This is a genomic window from Ensifer sp. ENS10, assembly GCF_014852025.1.
Lineage (GTDB): Bacteria > Pseudomonadota > Alphaproteobacteria > Rhizobiales > Rhizobiaceae > Ensifer.
This window is the reverse complement of sequence record NZ_JACVAS010000010.1, coordinates 80,330-100,144: the sequence shown is the minus strand read 5'-3', so window position 1 is coordinate 100,144 and position 19,815 is coordinate 80,330. Positions and strand designations below refer to the sequence as shown.

The 19,815-nt window shown below is 62.8% G+C and carries 19 protein-coding genes and 1 pseudogene; 4 read left to right on the top strand and 16 right to left on the bottom strand.

Translation table 11 applies throughout. The features are described 5' to 3' along the window. Positions 1 to 5: 5 nt before the first annotated feature. Genes IB265_RS28175 through IB265_RS28155 form a run of 5 tightly spaced genes read right to left on the bottom strand, consistent with a single transcriptional unit; the run spans position 6 to position 6,567 of the window. On the bottom strand, positions 6 to 821 hold the full coding sequence (locus IB265_RS28175) for an ATP-binding cassette domain-containing protein (protein WP_057255273.1): 816 nt from the start codon (positions 819 to 821) through the stop codon (positions 6 to 8). A 53-nt stretch (positions 822 to 874) separates the two neighbouring features. Continuing rightward, on the bottom strand, positions 875 to 1,594 hold the full coding sequence (fhuF, locus tag IB265_RS28170) for a siderophore-iron reductase FhuF (RefSeq protein WP_082616238.1): 720 nt from the start codon (positions 1,592 to 1,594) through the stop codon (positions 875 to 877). Then, on the bottom strand, positions 1,591 to 3,555 hold the full coding sequence (gene fhuB, locus IB265_RS28165; protein ID WP_057255271.1) for a Fe(3+)-hydroxamate ABC transporter permease FhuB: 1,965 nt from the start codon (positions 3,553 to 3,555) through the stop codon (positions 1,591 to 1,593). The genes fhuF and fhuB overlap by 4 nt, the downstream gene beginning before the upstream one ends. Continuing rightward, positions 3,552 to 4,433 carry an iron-siderophore ABC transporter substrate-binding protein gene (locus tag IB265_RS28160; protein WP_375293089.1) on the bottom strand — a complete coding sequence of 294 codons (882 nt, stop codon included), beginning with the start codon at positions 4,431 to 4,433 and terminating at the stop codon, positions 3,552 to 3,554. Before IB265_RS28160 ends, fhuB begins: the two co-directional genes overlap by 4 nt. Positions 4,434 to 4,452: 19 nt before the next feature. Next, positions 4,453 to 6,567 carry a TonB-dependent siderophore receptor gene (locus IB265_RS28155; protein WP_192495498.1) on the bottom strand — a complete coding sequence of 705 codons (2,115 nt, stop codon included), beginning with the start codon at positions 6,565 to 6,567 and terminating at the stop codon, positions 4,453 to 4,455. A 176-nt stretch (positions 6,568 to 6,743) separates the two neighbouring features. Between IB265_RS28155 and IB265_RS28150 the strand changes: the two genes are divergently transcribed. Beyond that, complete coding sequence (locus IB265_RS28150; protein ID WP_192495497.1) at positions 6,744 to 7,673, top strand: LysR family transcriptional regulator; 930 nt, start codon at positions 6,744 to 6,746, stop codon at positions 7,671 to 7,673. A 44-nt stretch (positions 7,674 to 7,717) separates the two neighbouring features. On the opposite strand, the gene IB265_RS28145 is transcribed toward IB265_RS28150, so the two are convergent. The 4 genes from IB265_RS28145 to IB265_RS28130 form a co-directional block, all read right to left on the bottom strand. Then, positions 7,718 to 8,644, bottom strand: coding sequence for a fatty acid desaturase (locus tag IB265_RS28145; RefSeq protein ID WP_192495496.1), 927 nt, complete (start codon positions 8,642 to 8,644; stop codon positions 7,718 to 7,720). A 208-nt stretch (positions 8,645 to 8,852) separates the two neighbouring features. Further along, a complete protein-coding gene (locus tag IB265_RS28140) occupies positions 8,853 to 9,659 on the bottom strand; it encodes a phosphate/phosphite/phosphonate ABC transporter substrate-binding protein (protein WP_057255266.1) in 807 nt (268 codons plus the stop codon). A gap of 111 nt (positions 9,660 to 9,770) precedes the next feature. After that, on the bottom strand, positions 9,771 to 10,613 hold the full coding sequence (locus tag IB265_RS28135) for a type 1 glutamine amidotransferase domain-containing protein (protein WP_057255265.1): 843 nt from the start codon (positions 10,611 to 10,613) through the stop codon (positions 9,771 to 9,773). A 47-nt stretch (positions 10,614 to 10,660) separates the two neighbouring features. Continuing rightward, positions 10,661 to 11,356: a type 1 glutamine amidotransferase domain-containing protein gene (locus IB265_RS28130; protein ID WP_375293088.1), complete on the bottom strand. Its 696-nt coding sequence runs from the start codon at positions 11,354 to 11,356 to the stop codon at positions 10,661 to 10,663. Between the two features lie 122 nt (positions 11,357 to 11,478). Here IB265_RS28130 and IB265_RS28125 point away from each other — a divergent pair, with 122 nt between their 5' ends. Together IB265_RS28125 and IB265_RS28120 are read left to right on the top strand one after the other, a co-directional pair. Continuing rightward, the gene (locus IB265_RS28125) at positions 11,479 to 12,366 is read left to right on the top strand and encodes a LysR family transcriptional regulator (RefSeq protein WP_192495495.1); all 888 of its coding nucleotides are present in this window, start codon (positions 11,479 to 11,481) and stop codon (positions 12,364 to 12,366) included. A 101-nt stretch (positions 12,367 to 12,467) separates the two neighbouring features. Then, positions 12,468 to 13,075, top strand: a pseudogene (locus tag IB265_RS28120) (GlxA family transcriptional regulator); the annotation flags it as partial. 18 nt (positions 13,076 to 13,093) lie between these two features. Here the strand turns inward: IB265_RS28120 and IB265_RS28115 are convergent. From IB265_RS28115 to IB265_RS28085, 7 genes are all read right to left on the bottom strand, one after another. Beyond that, positions 13,094 to 13,309, bottom strand: a complete 216-nt coding sequence (locus tag IB265_RS28115) for a hypothetical protein (RefSeq protein WP_057255262.1) — start codon at positions 13,307 to 13,309, stop codon at positions 13,094 to 13,096. A 47-nt stretch (positions 13,310 to 13,356) separates the two neighbouring features. Next, on the bottom strand, positions 13,357 to 13,767 hold the full coding sequence (locus IB265_RS28110) for an SRPBCC domain-containing protein (protein ID WP_113479726.1): 411 nt from the start codon (positions 13,765 to 13,767) through the stop codon (positions 13,357 to 13,359). Beyond that, positions 13,764 to 14,087 carry a helix-turn-helix transcriptional regulator gene (locus IB265_RS28105; RefSeq protein ID WP_057255261.1) on the bottom strand — a complete coding sequence of 108 codons (324 nt, stop codon included), beginning with the start codon at positions 14,085 to 14,087 and terminating at the stop codon, positions 13,764 to 13,766. Before IB265_RS28105 ends, IB265_RS28110 begins: the two co-directional genes overlap by 4 nt. 294 nt (positions 14,088 to 14,381) lie before the next feature. Continuing rightward, positions 14,382 to 16,583: a TonB-dependent siderophore receptor gene (locus tag IB265_RS28100; RefSeq protein WP_375293091.1), complete on the bottom strand. Its 2,202-nt coding sequence runs from the start codon at positions 16,581 to 16,583 to the stop codon at positions 14,382 to 14,384. A 185-nt stretch (positions 16,584 to 16,768) separates the two neighbouring features. Further along, the gene (locus IB265_RS28095; RefSeq protein WP_057255259.1) at positions 16,769 to 17,653 is read right to left on the bottom strand and encodes an AraC family transcriptional regulator; all 885 of its coding nucleotides are present in this window, start codon (positions 17,651 to 17,653) and stop codon (positions 16,769 to 16,771) included. Between the two features lie 106 nt (positions 17,654 to 17,759). Beyond that, positions 17,760 to 18,182, bottom strand: a complete 423-nt coding sequence (locus IB265_RS28090) for a GNAT family N-acetyltransferase (protein ID WP_057255258.1) — start codon at positions 18,180 to 18,182, stop codon at positions 17,760 to 17,762. After that, a complete protein-coding gene (locus tag IB265_RS28085) occupies positions 18,175 to 18,633 on the bottom strand; it encodes an Rrf2 family transcriptional regulator (protein WP_057255257.1) in 459 nt (152 codons plus the stop codon). Before IB265_RS28085 ends, IB265_RS28090 begins: the two co-directional genes overlap by 8 nt. Before the next feature lie 197 nt (positions 18,634 to 18,830). Between IB265_RS28085 and IB265_RS28080 the strand changes: the two genes are divergently transcribed. Further along, the gene (locus tag IB265_RS28080; protein WP_057255256.1) at positions 18,831 to 19,802 is read left to right on the top strand and encodes an alpha/beta fold hydrolase; all 972 of its coding nucleotides are present in this window, start codon (positions 18,831 to 18,833) and stop codon (positions 19,800 to 19,802) included. Positions 19,803 to 19,815: the final 13 nt, after the last annotated feature.

Genomic DNA, 19,815 nt, shown 5'->3' with positions numbered 1-19,815 from the left:
GTGGCCTACCGCGCCAGCGCGACGCGGCGTCCGCTGACGGGCTGTTCCAGAACATCCATCTGCACGTCGTAAATCCGCGCCAGTTCTTCCGGCGTCATGATGTCGGAAGGCGTGCCCTCCGCGATAAGGCGGCCGGAATGGAGCGCCACGATGCGGTCGCAGAAACGCGCGGCCATATTGATCTCGTGCAGTACCGAGATGATGGTGATGCCCTTGTCCCGGCAGAGGTCGCGGGTCAGTGCCAGCACCTCGAGCTGGTGGCCGATGTCGAGGGCGGAGATCGGCTCGTCGAGCAGCAGGCAGGTGGCATCCTGGGCGACGAGCATGGCAAGCCAAACGCGCTGGCGTTCCCCGCCCGACAGACTGTCGACCTCCCGGTTGACAAACGGCTCGATGCCGGTGACCTCGATCGCCTCTTCGACCTTCGCCTTGTCGGCCGCCCCGAAGCGGCCGAGCGCGCCGTGCCAGGGATAGCGGCCAAGTGCGATCAGTTCCCGTGCCAGCATGCCGGGTGCTGGCGGCGTATTCTGCGGCAGATAGCCGAGCCGCCGGGCGAAGGCCCGCGTTCCCCAGCCAGCAAGCGGCTTTCCCTCGAAATCGATACGCCCAGTGGTCGGCGCGAGCTGTCGCCCGATCAGCTTGAGCAGCGTCGATTTGCCGGAACCATTATGGCCGATCAGCGCGATGGAATGCCCGGCCGGGATCTCCAACGTCAGAGGGTGCAGCAGGTTGCGCCCATCGATCGCAAAGCTCACATCATGGAGCGACAGAACGGCCTGGTCGCGGGCGATGGGTGGAGTTTCAGTCGCGTGGTTCTGCATCTTTTCGTTCCGGACAGGATTGCTGGACCTGCTGTTGGTCTCATCGATAGATATCATTGACTGCAAAAGGTCGAAGCATTGATCGGGCAGGCTGTGCCGCATTTCTTCAGGCCGTCGAGCTTGTAGCGGATGCAGCAGACCTTGCGCTGGAGACAGGCACCGCCCGCGACACCCGGGATCGTCTGCGTCAGCCGAAAAAGGGGATGGTCCGCAGCGATCAGCGTCTCCATCTCGCGCAAGCGCGCCGCGACATCTACCGGCATGGCCTCCTGTGACCAAAGATCATCAACATGACGGCAGGCGCGGCAAAACGCGAAGGACGCATTGCTCCAGTGCACCCGTTCGGACGTGGCCGTCACGTTCGCCATCCGGACGATCAAAGGTCGCACATTGTCTTCGACAATCCCCCGCAGGCGCGCGCTCAACGGAGCGGGAGCCGCGCGTTTCAGCACGAACCGGACGGGCGTCGCCATATCGGATAGGCCGACCTGAACGTCCGGTAACGTCATCGAAAACCAGATGTCGTGAACGAGGCCATAGGCGATAACGGGTCTGAGCAGCCGGCCGAAGTAACCCTGCGTCCATAGCGACGCCGCGGCCCGGCGATCGCCCGGCCCCCACCGCCGCAACAGTCCATCCAGTGCGTTCGCAACCGGCCCTGGCTCGAGAATGCTGTCCAGGCTGACGAGATCATCGTCTTCAGCCGGCACTGCGTGGCTCAGGGCTGCATCCGCGAACGGAATCGGAAGCACCGGAAGCTGGTTCACCATCATCTGTGCCGTCCCAGAAGCCAGATGAGGTAGGGCGCGCCGACGAGTGCCGCGAAGAGGCCGAGCGGCAGCTCGTAGGGGAAGGTCGCCGTGCGGGCGCCGAAATCGGCAAGGGCCATCAGGATCGAGCCGAGCAGGAACGAGCCTGCCAGGTGCTGCGGCGCCGTGACGAGACCGGCGCGCAGGACGATATGCGGCGCGACGAGCCCGACAAAGCTCAAGGGCCCGACAAGCAGGGACGCCGCACCGGTCGCAGCACCCGAAAGAAGCAGAAGAAGCACGCGGCTCAACCGCACCGACAGGCCAAGCGACAGGGCGATCGACGGTCCGAAGGGCAGGATCGTCAACCAGCGGCTCAACAGCAGTGCCGCGGCAACGACGAGCAGAGAAAGAATGCCGAGGAAAATCGCAGTCGCCGGCGTTGCCGTGGATGCCGAACCACCGAGCCAGGAGAGAATTTGCCACGACCGCTGATCACCGATCGCCAGCAGCGCCGACAGGACGGCCGAACTGAAGGAACCGACCGCCACGCCCGCAAGCAACAGCTTTTCCGGCGGCAGATGCCGGCGGCTGGCAAAGACCAGCACCGCCAGCATGGCAATGAGCGCGCCGAGCCCTGCGCCAGTGAAGACCACGACTGTGCCGCCATCCGGCGCGAATGTGAGCGCTGCGGCAAAGCCAAGGCCGGCACCGCCGCTGACGCCGACGACCTCGGGGCTGGCCATTGCATTGCCGGTCATGCGCTGCAGGATCGCGCCGGTCACGGCCAGCAGGCCGCCGGCCGCGGCAGACGCCAGGAGCCGAGGCCATCTGAGCGGTGCCAAGTCGAGCGTCTCCGCCCAACTCAGGATCTTCCAGCCATGTCCGGACGGCCCGACGACGAATGCGATCGCGACAAGGACCGGCACGAGAACCAGAAAGGCGGCAAATGCTATTTTCAGATTGCCGCGGTGGACGCTTTCCCGCGCCTCGTGCGGCACTTCCATGCTTCGCACCTTGGGCAGAAGCCAGAGCAGCAAAGGACCGCCAACAAGTGCGGTGACCGCGCCCGTCGGAAAATTCTCGCTGGAGGCACGCGCGACGGTTTGCACGATGCTGTCGCAGAGCCAGAGGAAAAGCGCCCCCGCAAGTGGCGACAGCGCGACGATCGCCGCTGGGCGGCGGGCACCGCAGGCGCGCACGAAGGCTGGGGCGGCAAGGCCGACGAAGCTCACCAGGCCAACCGCTGAGGCGACGAAGCCGGCAAGTGCCGTGGCGATCGCGGCGATTGCGAAGCGAATGCCACCGAGATTGACACCCAGGCTGCGCGCGCTCGTGTCGCCAAGCCCCAACACCAACATCGGGCGGATCAACAGGCCGGCAAACAGGCCGAGGAGCACCAACTCCAGGCCAAGGCTTTGGAACACTGACCAGTCCTGCTGACTGAGGGATCCGCCGTTCCAGGTCACAAGCGACATGAGGTACTCACCCCGCGCGAGCGTCATCGCTGCGGACAGGGCTGCGGCTGTCACCCCCACAAGCAGGCCGCAGACCACCATCGTCACCGGCTCGAAAGCCCGACGCCAACCGAGCGCGAAGACGATCGCCGCTGCCCCGGCGGCGCCGGCGAGCGCGACCAAAGTTCGGTGGCCGTCGACGATCTCAGGCACATAGAGCGTCGCCGCTACGATCGCGAGCTGAGCGCCGGCCGAGATGCCGAGGGTCGAGGGATCGGCAAGCGGATTGCGCAGAAATTGCTGGAGAAGCGCCCCGGATAGTCCGAGTGCGGCGCCCGCGACCAGAGCGACCGCTGCCCTCGGGAACAGGCTATAGGCCAGGATGATCTTGTCGAGCGTGAGCTCGGCGGGAGGGGCCAACAGGTCTCCCCATTGCGAAAACGGGACCTGGCTCGATGCGGCCAGCGCGAAGAGCATGAGGCTGGCGAGCAGGCTGGCCGACAGGAAGGACCATGCCCGCATCGTCATCCGCGCCGGTCTCCTGCAAGCATCGCCTCGGCAAAGAGGCGCGCAAACCGCAGGCCCGCAGTAACACCGCCGTAGGGATTGACGTTGGCGAGCTGGATGACCCGCCCCTTGCGGACCGGCTCCAACGAATTCCAGATGATGCTGTTTCGAAGGCCACTGCGCGCCTCGACCGGCACCTCGGAAACGATGACGATGCGTGCGTCGGGATCTGCCGCCAGGTTTTCGATCGAGACGGGTGCCGCAAAGGTGAAGCGCGAACGATCCGTCCAGGCATTCGGCAGGCCGAGCCGGGCGAGCATGTCGCCGAACATGCTGTCGAAACCAAAGACGCGGACATGCCGCGCGTCGCCGATATTGACGATATAGGTGGACCTGTTCGCGAAGGGAGCGAGCGTCTGCCTAAAGCCTTCGATTTCGCCGACTATCTCCTTCAGCAGCGCCTCCGCCCTGTCGGAGCGTCCGAGACGCTCGCCGAGCGCCTTCACCGCTGCGAGCGCCTTTTCGAAAGGCGGCTCGCCCCGCACGTAGAATGGCAGGGAGAAAAGCGGCGCGATCCGGCCGAGCGCCGCCTCGTGGCGTACATAGAACGGCGAGATCAGGATCAGGTCCGGCCTGAGCAGGTGAAGCAGTTCGAAATTGGGCGAGCCGCGCAGACCGAGATCGACGACATCTGCAGGTAAGTCGGGCTCGACGGCATCGCTTCGAAACTGAATGAGCTCCGTCGCGGCGACCGGGGTAAGGCCGAGCGCGCACAGCGTCTCCAGCATCGCCCAGTCGATCGCGGCTATGCGCAAGGGCGCGCCGGCCCTGGCCATCGGCGCGGCGAGCAAAAGCGCCGCGCCGAGAAGCAGCTCCCGGCGACTGACAAAAGGACCCAATGCCCGCTCTCTCAATTCGCTACCAGCTATAGGTCAGCTTCCCCATAAACGTGCGGCCGTCGCCGTAGTAGCAGCCGAACGAGCTGCAGCTTGCGACATAGTCCTTGTCGAAGAGATTTTGAACGTTGAGCGACGCCTTGTAACCATTCTTCTTATAGGAGAGCGCGAAATCGGCGAGCACGACCGAATCTAGTTCGAAGGTGTTGGCGCTGTTGCCGTAGCGCTGGCCGACATAACGCACGCCCGCCCCAATGCCGAGACCTTCGAGTGCCGTGTCTTCCTGGAAGGTGTAGTTCGCCCAGAGGCTCGCCATATGCTCCGGCACGTTTTCGACGCGATTGCCGTCGTCGGCGCCCGCTGCGATCCGGGCATCCGTGTAGGTGTAGGCCGCCCGCAAATCGAGCCCTTGTGTTATGCTCGCGACACCTTCGAGTTCCAGGCCGCGGACATTGACCTCGCCGATCTGCGACGAAATGCCGGCGATGGTGCGCAGCACATTCTTCTGCTTGAGGTCGTAGACGGCCGCCGTGAAGAAGCCGTTCCAATCCGTGGGTTCGTATTTCACGCCGAGCTCGACCTGCTCGCCCGAAGTCGGCTCGAAAGGCCTGCCGTCCGGAGCAGCGCCGATCACCGGCTCGAAGGACGTCGAGTAGCTGACATAGGGCGCAATGCCATTGTCGAAGATATAGCTGAGGCCGGCCCTGCCGGTCAGCTCATGATCGTCCTGGTCGAGCGGACGGGAAACGCGCGAGAGCCCATTGAGCGACGTTCCCGAGCTGCTGGTCCAATCCTGCCTGAGGCCCAACGTTGCGCGCCAGCCTCCGAGCGCCAGTTCGTCCTGCACGTAGACGCCAAGCTGCAAAAGCTCGCTATCGACGGTCGTATCGAGCGTCGGCGCGATCAGCCGGATCGGTCCGCCATAGCTTGGCGAGCGCACGTCGAGCGGCGTTGCGTGGAAGAAGCGGGTGCGCACATTGTTGTCGAAGTAGCGATAGTCGAGGCCCACAAGCAGCGTATGGTCGACCTCGCCGGTCGAGAATTCGCCCTGCAGATTGTTGTCGATATTGACGGTGTTGAGCGCCTCGTCCTGGAAGGTCGCGTTTCGGCGGAGTGTCCGGCCGTCAGCGGCAAGACCAAGCGTCGACATGCCAAGCGACTGGTAGTCCCAGTCGAAGTCGGTGTAGCGGAAGTTCTGCCGGAAGATCCAGTTCTCGCTCAGGCGATGCTCGAGTTCGTATCCGAGGTTTGTCAGCGTGCGGCTGGAGCGGTCGAAGGATTCGTCGCCGACATAAAAGTCGCGCGGCAGGCGAAAGTCGGTGGCGTTCAGCGTATATTGCGGCGGCAGGCCCGAGGGCGTGCCGGGATTGTCGTGCTGGACGCTCGCAAGGATCGTCAGCTTGGTGTCCTCGTCCGGCTGCCAGGTCAGCGCCGGCGCAATGAAGTAGCGATCGTTGTCCAGTTCGTCGACCTGGGCAGCGGCGTTCTTGCCAAGACCGGTCAGCCGGTATGCAAAATCCGACTCCTCGCGAAGCGTACCGCCGAAATCGAAGAAGCCACCAAAGGTCTCGTAGCTTCCGCCCTGCACGCCGACTTCGCCGAAATTCTCGAAGACCGGCCGTTTGCTGATCATGTTGATGATGCCGCCCGGATTGCCCTGGCCATACATGACCGAAGCGGGTCCGCGAAGGACGTCGATGTTTTCAAGCCCGTAGATTTCAACGGCCGGTGCGCCGGCGGTGCGCATCATCCTGAGCCCGTTCAGGAACTGGACCTGGCGACCGTCGAAGCCGCGGATGATCGGCGCGTCGAAGCGGGGGTCGGCGCCGAAGGGCTGTCCGAAAACGCCGGGCGTGTAATTCAGCGCCTGCCCCACGGTCTGGGCACCCTGCGCCTCGATCTGGTCATGGGTGATGACGGACACCGACTGCTGCGTCTCGAGCAGGGGCGCGCCGGACTTCGAAGCGGTGCGGCTCGACTTCGCCACATAGCCCTCAACCGGGCCGCCGGCCTCCCTGTCGCCTTTCGCGACGATCGCCTCAAGCTTGGTCTCGGCTTGCTGCTGCGCCAGTGCGCTCTGTCCGGCGGACCCCACGAAGGCGACGGACGTTAACAGCAGCCAATGAATGCGTGACATGGGATGACGAAAGCCTCTGCGCGCGCGGCCTCTGCGCGCTCAATCTGGAGTAATTTTGTCATCTTTCTATAGTCAAATTTTCCGGCTTTCCAATAACTCGGCACAGGATTTTTCAGAACTATCGATTATGATATGCGCGCACAGCATCGTTTTCAGTTATTGCATTGCGAGGCCCCATGTCGGCTCCAAAATCGCCACGCGCCGCGACCTTCGAACTTCGCCATCTGCGCTATTTCATCGCTCTCGTGGAGGAAAAGAATTTCGAGCGCGCCGCCGCCCGGCTCGGCATTGCCCAGCCCGGCCTCAGCCAGCAGATCCTCAATCTGGAAAGCCTGGTCGGCATCCCGCTGCTGAACCGCGCGAAACGTTCCGTGCAGCTGACACTGTCGGGGCAATTGCTGTTTGATGAGGCCCGAAAGATCGTCGCCCAGGCCGACCTCGCGCTGTCCGAACTGCAGCGGGTCGGCCGCGGCCAGACGGGCAGAATATCGATCGGCTATGTCGCCTCGGCCGCCTATTCGGGCGTGCTGACGGAATCGCTGACTACCTTCCGACAAGAATTTCCCGACATCGAGCTTCAGCTTGTCGAGATCGAAATGCGCCAGCAACTCACGATGATCTCGGAAGGCGAACTCGACTTCGGCTACATCCGCCCGCCAGCGCCGATCCCGGCCGGCCTGACGACGACCACCGTGTTGCGCGAGCCGCTGGTGGTGGCGCTGCCGGAGGCGCATCCGCTCGCCGCCCAGCATGCGATCGATCTCGCATCGCTCTCGGACCAGACCTTCATAACGCCGCGCCAACCCGCCGATGTCGGCTTCCACTCCAATACGCTCGACGCCTGCAAGGACGCCGGGCTGGCGCCAAAGGTCAGTGCAACAGGCCGAGATTTTACCACCATCATGAGCATGGTCGCGGTGGGGCTCGGCATCGCGCTCGTGCCGCAGTCGCTGCAATGCCTGCAGCTGCCCGGCGTGCGCTATGTTTCACTGGCGCGAAACCGCGTCACGTCGGACCTCGCGGTCGCCTCTCGCAAGGTCGAAGGCTCGGCGGCCGTGCGCGCCTTCGTCGCCCACCACCGGGCGCGCCACACGCGAGGCGCCTAGGGCTTCGCGCAGGCCTTCGCGGATGGCGGCGCGCGTCCGTAACATCAGAGATGCTGCGGATGGCGCGGATCATCATGCGGCTTCAGAAGGAAGCGACGGGCCACATCGCGATAACCGCGATAGACGAGGCCGCCGTTGATCGCCAGCAGCGCACGTCTGTGCCGGCGATAAAGTGCCGGGATCTGGTACCAGGGAATACCCGGCCGCTGGTGATGCAGCACATGCAGGTTGTTGTAGAGAAACAAGAGACCGAAAAGCGGCGTGTCTTCGACGATCGCCGTCCGTTCCTCGTGATGGCCGGCATAACGATGTTCCGCATAGGAGCGAAGCCGCGTCAGTGCGGCACCGACATAGACGAAGCCGAAAAGGTAGAGCCAGAGCGGCATGCCGCAGACCGCGACGACCCAGGCGAGCACGATGGCGACGCCTGCCCCGTGCGAGAGCCAGGTCCTTGCCCGCTCCCTGTCACCCCGCACGATCAGCACCAGTTCCTGTGCGAGGAAGCTCAGGATCATGACCAGCGGCCCGAGCGTCAGCCGACCGAGCAAAGTCGTGTTCCACTCTGCAAGCTTCCGCCCCACCTTGCCCATGCCTTCCCAGGCGGCCCGGGTGAAATAGGAGGACTCCGGATCCTCGATCGGATCCGTCAGATGTTCGTCGCGATGGTGGACGAGGTGGCCTTCCAGATAGATCGCATAGGGCAGCCAGAGAGACAGCGGCGGCCATCCGATCGCATCGTTGATACGCTGATTGCGCGTCGGGTGCCCGTGAATGACCTCATGCTGCAGCGAGCCGTGCCAGGCAATCAGCCAGCCGCCAAGACCGATCACGACGACAATCGGAAGCGACTGCCAGAACCAGGTCAGAGCGAGAAAGCCACCATAAATGGCCACGACCAGCGCTATGGTCTGCCATTCGACGCGGGCGATGGCAGTTAGGTTCGATTGTGGGGGCAGTGCATCAGTCGACATGCGGTGTCCGGCCGGAAAAGCGATAGATTTCAATCGCCAATATAAAAAGCCGGCCAATGGGAACGCGCCGCATGGCTTTGCGGCGAAGCGGCGCAAACGGGAATACTGCTTGCGCCAAACGCCGCAGCGGTAAAATATTTATTCTATGTAATTTATATTCTATTTCGGTCGTTGTGTTCGCGACAGGTCGCCATGTGCCGATGAACCGTCAGGCGATCGTCGGGTATCCTTGACCGGCAGCATCGCGATCAAGCGCCGCCAGGGCCTCGTAATCACTGTCTCCGAGCAGGCTGATACCGCGCAGCGATAGCGTATCGCAGATCTCAGCAAGCGCCGGATCTGCGATGGTTTCCGCAAGCACGCGGCGCAGCAGCACGAGATCCTTTGCCGGCGTCGATGCCGCGGTGATGAAAGGCAGACCCGGACCCTTTTTTGTCTCCGCCAGAATGCGCACGCCTGCGACGCGATCGGGGTCGAAGCGCAAGGTGTTGCCGAAGGTCACGCAGTCGATCGCCGCGATGTCGGCGACCCCGCTCGAAACCGCGTCGATGCTCGCCACATGGCCGCCGGTCTGAAGCACCGACGAGAAGAACCGTCCGTCGATCGCATGGGGCGCCACAGAGGCGCGGAACAGGTTGTAGCCGGAATTGCTGCCGGGATCGTTGATCGCCGCGCGTGCCCCCCGCAGATCTTCGATCGAGCGCGCGGCGGACTTGGCGCTGACGATGATGAAGCTGCATTTGAGCGGACCGTCGCAGCCCGGCAGTCCGTAGACCGGCGTCGCCACCAGTTGCACCTGACCGCGCAGACGCTGGACATAGGGATAGCCGCAGGTCTGGCCGAACAGGAGGTCGGGACGAAGCCAGGCCTCGTCATAGCGCATATCCTCTTGCAGAGCCGTGGGCGCATCGACCCCCACGGCACGAAGGCGGTCCGCCAGCGCCTCCCAGAACTGCCGCGTCGCATCCTTCAGCGGCGCCGGACTGACATACATGGCAAGACTTGCGATGGGCATGAGCGACCTCGGAGCAACCTCGTGAAGGCGATCAAAAACCTATGCATTGCATAGACTTAATTCGCAAACGAAATCTAAGCGAGCCCCGAGGGCCACCGCGACAATAAGAGTCTATTGGACGCGCTTCAGGATCTCTGCCGCGACCTCCGTGGCGCTCGCCGGGTTCTGGCCGGTGATCAGTTCGCGATCGACGATCATGTTCGGCTGGAAGGGCGTATCACCGTTGGCGATTGCGCCGCCAGCCAAGGTTAGCGCATCCTGCGGATAGAACTTCATCTCGCCGCCCTTCAGCAGCGGCTTGGCCATTTCTTCCTCGCCATTGCTGAAGACCGTCATCCGATAGCCGGCATAGATCCAGCCGGCATCGGCGGCAGCCTGACGGCCCGCTGCCAGTTCGCCGGTAAACGCAACCGACTCGGACAGTGTCGACAGAAGCGCGATCGGCCCGTGGCACATCAGGGCGGTCGTCTTGCCGCTCGCGTGAAAATGCCGAAGCAACTCGCCGAGGTCCGCGTCGACAAGCAAATCCTGCATCGGCGCATGCCCGCCCGGAACATAGACGGCATCGAAATGGTCGTAGCCGATCTGTTCCACCCGCGACAGACTGACAACCGGTGTCTCCGCCGGCGAGGTGATCTTGAGCTTGCCGAGCAGCGCTTCGCTTTCCCGCATCGCCGTTTCATCGCCGCCGAAATACATCCTGTCGATCGACGTACGGTCGACGCTGGGCGCCATTCCTTTCGGCGTCGCGAAGGTTAACTCGTGGCCGGCGTCCAGGAACGCCTTCACCGGCTGCATCAATTCGTTGAGGTAGAAGCCGGTCTCGAAAACCTTGCCATCCTTGAGGTCCAGGCTGTTTTCATCCGAAAGCACGACCAGGATATTGCCGGCATGCGCGTGCGTGGCGCCGAGGACGATTGCCATCGTCGCCGTCAGGGTCATCAGCATTTTCATTTTTATATCTCCAAATGGAAGTCTCACGACCTCCTGCAACTGGGTTTTCAGGCGACAAGAACGTCACGAAGGGCCTCGCCGACGCCTGTGGCGGACTGCGGATTCTGGCCGGTGATCAATCGGCCATCGACGACCACCTTCGACGTCCAGTCCGGCGCCGGGTGATGCCGCGCGCCGCGCTCTACGAGCGTGCTGGCGAGCAGGAAGGGCACGGTCTTGTCGAGACCGACGGCGCGTTCTTCTGAATCGGTGAAGGCGCTGACATTACGACCGGACACCAGGTAGCTGCCGCCGGAAAGCTTGACGTTTACGAGCGCCGCCGGGCCATGGCACACCGCCGCGACAGCACCGCCGGCCTCGAAGATCGAACGGGTCACCCGGTCGACCGCGCCGCTTTGCGGCAGGTCCCACATGGCGCCGTGGCCGCCGGCGAAAAAGATCGCAGCGTAGCGCGAGGGGTCGACCTCATCGAGCTTGGCGGTCGTGCGGATCGCGGCGCGAAACGCCTCGTCGTTCCAATAGCGCTGGTTGATCGTGTCTTCGAGATCGAGACCGTCGATCGGCGGTTCACCCCCTTTGATCGACGCGAATTCGACGGAGATCCCAGCCGCTTCGAGCACGGCCAGCGGGTGCGTGACCTCACCGAGATAGAAGCCGGTCGGCTGGCCGCCGTCGCCCTTGGTGCCGTGGCTGGTGAGAACGAAAAGCACGGGTTTTCCGGCTAACGGGGCTGTCTCCGTCATCATCACTTCCCTTTTTGGAATGGGCCCGACGTCGCGGGCGTTGCTGATGGCGTCTATTTATTAGCTTCGATATCGGCGATAAATTCGCCTTTAGGGAAATGATTTGGTCTAGAAAGGCAAAAATGCGCCGCTTCGATCACCTCGCCGATGTCGAGGCTTTCATCACGGTCATGGACAGGGGTTCGATGACGGCCGGCGCCGTGGCGCTTGGTACGACGCCTTCGGTGCTAAGCCGGGCGATCACCCTGCTGGAAACGAAGCTCGGGACCCAACTGATGCGGCGAACGACGCGGCGCATCAGCCTTACGGAAGCGGGACGCACCTATCTGGAACAGGTCCGCTCGGCGTTCGAGACGATCGATCAGGCGGAGCGGGCCGTTCAAGGCACAGGCATTCTGGCCGGTCGGGTCCGCCTCAGCGTTTCCACCACCTACGGTCATTTCCGCCTGCCGGAAAAGCTGACACGCTTCGCGCTGAAGCACCCGTCGGTCATCGTCGAACTGTCAGTGGCCAACCGCAACGTCGATCTGGTCGCGGAAGGCTACGACCTGGTCATACGACTCGGCCAACTTCCCGATAGCGGCATGATCGGGCGAAAACTCGAGGACGCACCGCTAAGGTTGGTGGCATCTCCCGCCTATGTGGCGCGGCACGGGCTGCCACGCTCGATCGACGATCTTACGGCACATACGTGCCTGCTGTTCATCATGCCGAGAACCGGCCGTCCCGGTCCGTGGTTGTTCCGGGTCGATGGGCATGACATCGACTGGGTGCCGCAGGGTCCTGTCCATGTCGAGGATGATGTGCTCGGCACCGTATCCCTGGCAGAGGCGGGCCTTGGCATATGTCAGACCTATGACTTCGTCGTGCGCGATCGCCTGGCGCAGGGAAGCCTGGTCGAACTCCTGCCGGATTTTGGCGGCCGATCGCGGCCCTTCTCCCTCATCTACCCGCCGCATCGTCATCTCTCTTCCGCAACACGAGCGTTGATTGACTGTCTTTTGGAATAGGCTGACAGGCGCGGGGCTGCCTCAGGACATGTGGCATCCCCGCGCACAGGACGCCTCAGCCGTGCCAGTGCGAGCAGCGGATCACGCAGCAGAAATTGCCGCGGCGCGTGACTACGCACTGGGCCGTCGCCGAAGATCTCGCGCGGCGCTTTCCTGAGGTCACCGTCGACGAGGACGCGATCCATGTCAGCGACGGGCCGGCGCGCACGGCGGCCGGCGTGACGGCGGGGCTCGACCTGGCGCTGGCACTGGTCGAGGAGGACCTCGGGCATGAGATCGCCAAACGCGTGGCGAGCCAGCTGGTGATGTTCTTCAAAAGGCCCGGCGGGCAGATGCAGTTCAGCCGCAAGGGCGAGGCCATGCCAGCGGGCCGGTCCGCGCTTCAGGAATTGCAGCGCTGGATCGCGGCCAATCCGCGCACGATCACAGCGTTGCAAGCCTCGCCAGCCGGATGGATCTCAGCCCGCGCCATTTCTCCCGGCTCTTCCGCAGCGAGGTCGGCATCACGCCGGCAACCTGGGTCGAGGAGGCGCGGGTCAACGCTGCCCGCCGCCTTCTCGAGCAGGGACACGAAGCCCCCAAGCAGGTCGCGGCTCAATGCGGCTTTTCCGATGCCGATACGCTGCGCCGTGCCTTCATGCGCCATGTCGGCGTGACGCCGGCAGAGTACCGAAAGCGCTTCGCCAGCCCGGCTCTTCCGGCCGGATAAACTGGCAGGCTGCCGCCCCTACTCGGCCGCCTGAATCCTCTCTCGCGGCTTGCTCAGATAGGGCAGCGCGAAGAGATAGAGGCCGGTCGGCACAAGCACGGCAAGCGGCGGCAGTGGCATGAGATAGACCCATTCGGGAAGCGTCGTCAGAGCCATGCCGGCAAAGATCGCCGCAACGGCCAGCGAGAAAAGCACCGACGTCCAGCGATGGATTGTTCGGATGAGAGCGGTCATTTCTGGCACCTCGTTGTTTGAGAAAGGGTCCTGAAGCCGGGAGATGGTCAGTCGAACTTTGCGACAACTTCGGCCAGCTGGTCGATGAAGCGTCGCCACCCGACGGTTGCGCCCTGGTAGTAAGACTTCTGATCCGCCTTGAAGCCGCGCTGTTCCATACGCAAGTTGGTGCCGCCGTTGGTGGGAACGAGTGTCCAGGTGACGACGCTGGTGAGATCTTTTGTGTCCCAGCGATAGGCGAGCGAGCGGTCCTTCTCAATCGTTTCGACTTCGCAATCGACCTGTCCCCAGTCGGCCGAAAGCGTGAAGCGACGGCCCACTTCGGGCACGAAATCGTTCCGCATCAGCCATTCGGCAATCAGATGGGGCTGGGTCAGCGCGCGCCAGATCTTTTCCGGCGCATGAGAAAATTCGCGTTCGACCACGACAGAGCGTGTTGTTTCGGTTGTTTCGTTCATTGGTCCATTCTCTTTAGTAAATCATCGAGATCATCGAAGCGCTCCTGCCAGAAGCCGGCCATCTCGGTCGTCCAATCGACCAGGGTGGCAAGAGCTTCGCGCTTGGCGCTGTAATAGGTGTAACGGCCTTCATGCCGATCGTGCACGAGCCCTGCCGCCTTCAGGATCTTCAGATGCTTGGACACGACCGGCTGCGAAACCCCGGCATCGGCCAGCAATCCGACGACCGTCGTATCTCCTTGGCGGCAGAGGTGTTCGAAGAGCCCGCGACGTGTGGGATCTGCAAGTGCCCGAAATACCGCATCTTGTAACTGCGACATGTCTCATACCCGATTGGCTATGGGATGACGTATAGCCAATTGGCTATGTGTTTGTCAAACGCTCTGCGGAAACCCGTTTGCCAGGTCGGTTCGTCCGCGGAATTGGAACAGGTAGGCGAGAGACCAGCGACTTCGAGGAGACGTCGATCGCCTCACCGATCGCGCGGAAATGCCCGCCCGCGACATAGCAGCCGGGCGGCTCGCCAGACAGTGGTTGTGGCGCAGAAACGACGCTCAACCTGTACGCGAAGTGGCGCAGGGCCGGTACACTCCGGCCCCGCCCATGGGCTCAGTCTACCATGTCTTGCTGAGCTTGAGCGTGACGGTTCGGGCGTCGCCGTAACCGCAGACGAGCACGCCGCTGCAACCGCTCACATATTCCTTGTCGAAAAGGTTGGTGACGTTGAGAGCGGCACCCCATCCGTCCTTTTCATAGCGCAGCCCGGCATCGAACACCGTCGAGGAAGGCACCTTCGCCGTGTTCTCCTTGTCCGCCCAGCTTTCGCCGCGGTAGCGAACACCGGCACCGAGGCTGACGCCCTCGAGCGCGCCCTGCTGCACGGTGTAATCGACCCACAACGCGGCCTGCGCATCGGGAGCGAGATAGGGCGACTTGCCGACCAGCGCGCGGTTCGCGTCCTCGGTCACCTCGATATCCATGAAGTCGAGGCCGGCGATCACCTTCCAGCTTTCGTTGAGATTGACCTTGCCTTCGAGCTCGATGCCGCGGGAACGCACCTCGCCCGTCTGGGTGGAAATGCTCGTCAACGGGTCGGTCACGAAAGCATTGCGTTTGGTCAGCTGGTAGATGGACGCCGTCAACACGCCATCAAAGAAGTATGGCTCGTACTTGACGCCGGCCTCGAACTGCTCGCCCTCCTCGGGTTTGGTGTTGCCGGTTGCCGTTACCGCCACGATCGGATTGAAGAAGGTGGCAACGCTGACATAGGGGGTCAGCCCATTGTCGAATTCATAGGCAAGTCCGGCGCGGCCGCTGACGGCGCCCTCGCTGTAATCAAAGCTCGAGTTCTGCGTCGGAGCCCAGAAGGTGGGGCCATTGTCAGTTTTGGTGTCGACATAGTCGTAACGGCCATTGAGCGTGACGAGCCAACCGTCGCCGAATCGAATCTGGTCCTGCGCGTAGACGCCGAGCTGCTGCTGGGTGATCACCTGGTTGATATAGATGGCGTTGGCCGGCTGCGGTGCGCCGTAGACCGGATCCGTGGCGCTGATCGGCGTTGCCGCCGACGATGCCTGGACGTGATCCAGGCGGAAGAGCTTGTAGTCGAGTCCGACCAGCAGCGTATGATCGAGCGCGCCGGTCTCGAATTCGCCCTCAAGACGATTGTCGACGCCGAACGTATCGACCTTGGAGGTCGCCTCAAAGCCCAGGCGATAGAGCAGATTGTCAGGTGTGGCCGGCGTCGGCGAAACCGGGAACGGCAGGCTCGGATCGTAATAGCCGTAGGTATACGGGCCGTTCTCATGCTTGTAGAGGTGACCGTAGCGCAGGTTCTGGCTGAACTGCCAACCGCTATCGAACTCGTGCTTGATCTCGTAGCCGAGCATCTGCTGCACATAGGTGCCGGTATCGATAGCCGGTTCGCCGAAGAAGGCCTTGCGATCGATCTTGCCGAACGGCGCATCGACGACCGTCCCGACATAGGGCAGGAAGCCGCCACCGGTATGGACCTGATCAAGGCCCTGCAGCAGGCCGTAGACCGTCAGGCTGGTCGCATCGTCGGGCTGATAGGTGATCTGCGGCAGGATGAACCCGCGCATGTCTTCCGAGTGGTCGGTGTAGTTGTTGCCGCCGGAGACCTTGCCGGTGACGCGGTAGTTGATCGCATCGTCCAACGGGCGGTTCACGTCGATGCCAAGGAAGGCATTGCCATTGTTGTTGATGCCGGTCTCCACATAGGTGGAGCTCCCATCACTTGGCCGCTTGCTGATGAGGCTGACTATGCCGCCCGGATTGGCGCCGCCATAGAGCACAGACGCCGGCCCTTTCAGCACCTCGACGCGCTCCAGCATGAACGGATCGATCTGAAAACCCCCGAAACCGTAGGAGAAAAGATTGAGGCCATCGAGGAAGACGCCGGTCTGCGTGGCATCGAAGCCGCGGATGTAGAACCAGTCGGTATCCGGATCGACGCCGAAGGGCTCGGCCATCACGCCGGGCGTATAGCGAAGCGCCTCGTCGATCTTGTTGACGACGCCGCGATCGTCCAGCTCGTCGCGGCCGATGACCGATACGGATTGGGGAATTTCGTTGATCGGGGTGGCAGACTTCGAGCCGGTGGTCGTCGCTTTGGCGACATAGCCCTCGACCGGACCGGTTGCGTCGTCTGCGGTCGCTCCAGCCTGGACCTCGATCTTTTCCAGCCGGGTCGCCGGCGCGTCCTGCGCGATCGCGGCACCCGCTGCCAGAATTGCAATGCCGGCTACCCCATCTGCCAGCCATTCGGCGAAACCTGCCGCCCTGCCACTCACCATCATCTCTTCATCGCCCCGAGCCGCCCATCGCGCCAATCCCCGGAGCGATATGCGGCGTTAGAAAGTAATCCCTATAAGATGAGTGTTTATATCAACTATTATGCCGACGCTTGGAGCGATCCGCGACAATTGAACGATCCTGGGCAATTTGCGGCGAACAATCGCCCGTGCGCGCGGCGATTTGCTCAGGCCAATCGGCTCCGCTTCCATTGCGCCGGCGTTGTGCCGACAACCTTGCGGAAGACCCGGGTGAAATGCGCCTGGTCCGAAAACCCGGTCTCGACGGCAATCGCCGTCAGCGACGCGTCATTCTTGAGCAGGAGTTGCTTGGCCCGTTCGACGCGCGTTTTCGTCTGCCACTGATGCGGCGGCATGCCGGTCGAGGCCTTGAAGGCATGACTGAAATGCGATTGCGACAACCCGGCAAGCGTTGCCAATTCCTCAAGCCGGATGTTGCGGCCGAAGTTCTCCTCGATGTAATCGGCCACGCGGCGCATCTGCCAGGCAGCAAGCGGACTGCGCTTGCGCGGATCGGCACGGTTGAGCTTCATCAGGTCGATGAACAGCGCGACCGTGAGGCCGTCCCCGTAGAGATCATGCAATGGCTGCGGATTGAGGCACTCCGCAGCGATGAGCCGTGCGAGTTGCAGGAAACGCTCATCATGAAACATCAGCCGGGGCGCGTTGCAACGGCTGGCGTCGAGGTCTTCCATCAGCCGTCGGCTGAGGACATCGAGATTGAAGTGCAGATCGAGATGGCGGATGTATTGCACATCGACGACATCGGCCCAGATTTCCATGCCCGCCGGGATGTAGGAAAGACCTTGTTCGCGATAGTTCTGCACCGTCCCGGGGCCGCCGGGCGAAAGCTTGACGTTGCAGCGGCTCCCGCCTTGGGCATCGAGCACGATGAACATGCGCGGATCATCCGACACATAGTGACCGCCCGCCCGCGCCTCGCATTCGACATCCCAGACGTCGGCGATGATCCCGTTCCATTCCCGGCGGCGCAAACCGCCGAGGACCTTGAAGCCGGAGATCTTGTTCTGCATCCGTGGCTGGAACGTCATCAATTGCCCAATGCTCGGGGAATCAGAGGCCGCGCCTCGATCTAATTCCTTCCTTCTTTACTCATCTTTAATTCGCAACGGAAGCCCCGATCGGGGCTCGCATTCGCTAGTCCTGGCGAAGGCGGATCAGGCCGGCATCCGTGGGAACGAACCCGCAGACTTCAAGGTAAAAGTCGCGAAGATGCGCATCAAAGTCGACATGCAGCCACTCGCAACCCGACAGCCTTGCATTTGCCACCGCCTCTTCGACGAGCCGGCGCGCGTAACCCTTTCGCCGCCAGGGCGCTGAGACCATGGTGTCGAGCAGAAAAGCGTGCACACCGCCATCCCAGGCGACATTGACGAAACCGGCAAGCTTGCCCGAGAGACGCAAGCAAACCCAGCCGAGGCTGAAGGTGTTCACCTGTTTCCACCAATCGTCACCGGCAAGCGCGTGTTCGAAACACTCGGCATGCAGCGCATTCAACTCGGCATTCGCGAAGTCGCCGCGCCATACGAAACGCGGATGGTCAGCGCTGTTGTCAGCCATCATTTCTTCCGTCTTGGTGCCGTGTCAGCTGCCTGTCCGCCGACAGGGCATGCTCCGCGATGATCGATAGCCTGAGCTTTGCGAACTCGTCCAGCAGAGTGCTCTCCGCCTTGTCGAAGGCCTGCACCAGGGCGGCGTTCGCCGCCCGCTCCACCGGACAGGTTGGATGATCTTCCGAAACGCCGGCGGACAAAACCTCGCCTTCGTCGAGCGCTTTCTGGATGTCCAGGACCGTCAAGTCGTCCAGAGACCGCAGCAGCACCCATCCGCCACCGCGCCCTCCCTCTGAACCCACCACGCCCTTGCGCTTCAACGCCGCCATCGTGCGGCGCACGACCACGGGATTGGTGTTCAGCATCTTTGAGATGGTTTCCGAGGTCTCGCGCCCGCCCAAAAGCCCCATATGGATGAGCACGTGGATCATGCGCGCCAGCCGGCTGTCTCGTTTCATATGCCACCCCTAAAGCGTAACTTTTATTGTTACGCATACTTGACCTCACCCAATTCTGTAACTTAGATAATTACGGAATCAAGGGCCCAGGGATGCGAAGACGAACGATGTTGGCCTGTCTGTTGGCGGCCGCATGGCCGTGTAGCGCCGCGCCGAGCGCCATCTGCGGTACGACATCAAGAGCGGAAGGACCGAAAATGCCTGCTCGCACCATCGAGACGAGAACGATCCGGATGAATGTCGTCGAACAGGGAGAAGGGCCACTTGTCCTCTTCTGCCACGGCTTTCCGGAAACGGCCCACGCCTGGCGTCATCAAATCGCGGCGCTGGCCAAGGCCGGATTTCGTGCGGTGGCGCCGGACATGCGCGGATATGGGCATACGGAATGCCCCTCGGCGATCGACGAATACACCCTGTTTCACCTTGTCGGGGATATGGTCGCGCTCTTGGACGCCCTCGGCGCAGAGACCGCCCTCATCGTCGGCAACGACTGGGGCGCGACGGTCGCGTGGCAGGCGGCGCAGATGCGGCCCGACCGCTTCCGCGGCGTGGTCGCGATCAGCGTTCCGATGATGGCCCAGCCACCCGTGCCGCCAACCCGCATCTTCCCGCAGACCGATGAGGCACAACTCTACACACTCTACTTCCAGGAACCCGGCATCGCCGAGGAAAAACTGGAGCGGGACATTCGACAGGCGCTGCGGAAAATCCTCTTCGCGGCTTCGGGAGAGGCCGGCCCGCGGCAAGCCGGAGACCAGACGCCAAATCCGTTCGGAATGGTCTCGCGGCGCGACGGGCTGCTCGCAGCCCTTCCCGATCCGCAGCAAATGCCGGACTGGCTGACCGCTGCCGACCTCGACGCCTATGCGGCGGCTTTCGCTCGCTCCGGTTTTCGCGGTGGCCTGAACTACTACCGCAACCTGGATCGCAACTGGCAACTGCAAGCGGCGCTCGCCGGCGTCATGGTCGATGTACCGGCCCTGTTCATGATCGGCGAGCGGGACACCGGGCTCAGCATACCGGGGATGCTCGATATCATCGATGCAATGCCCGGCCTCGTCCCCCAACTCAAGGGCAAGATCGTCGTGCCCGGCAGCGGACATTGGCTCCCGCAGGAGCGTCCGGACCTCGTGAGCGACGCGATCATCGATTTCGCGCGGCGCCTCTGACAGCGTGGCAGGT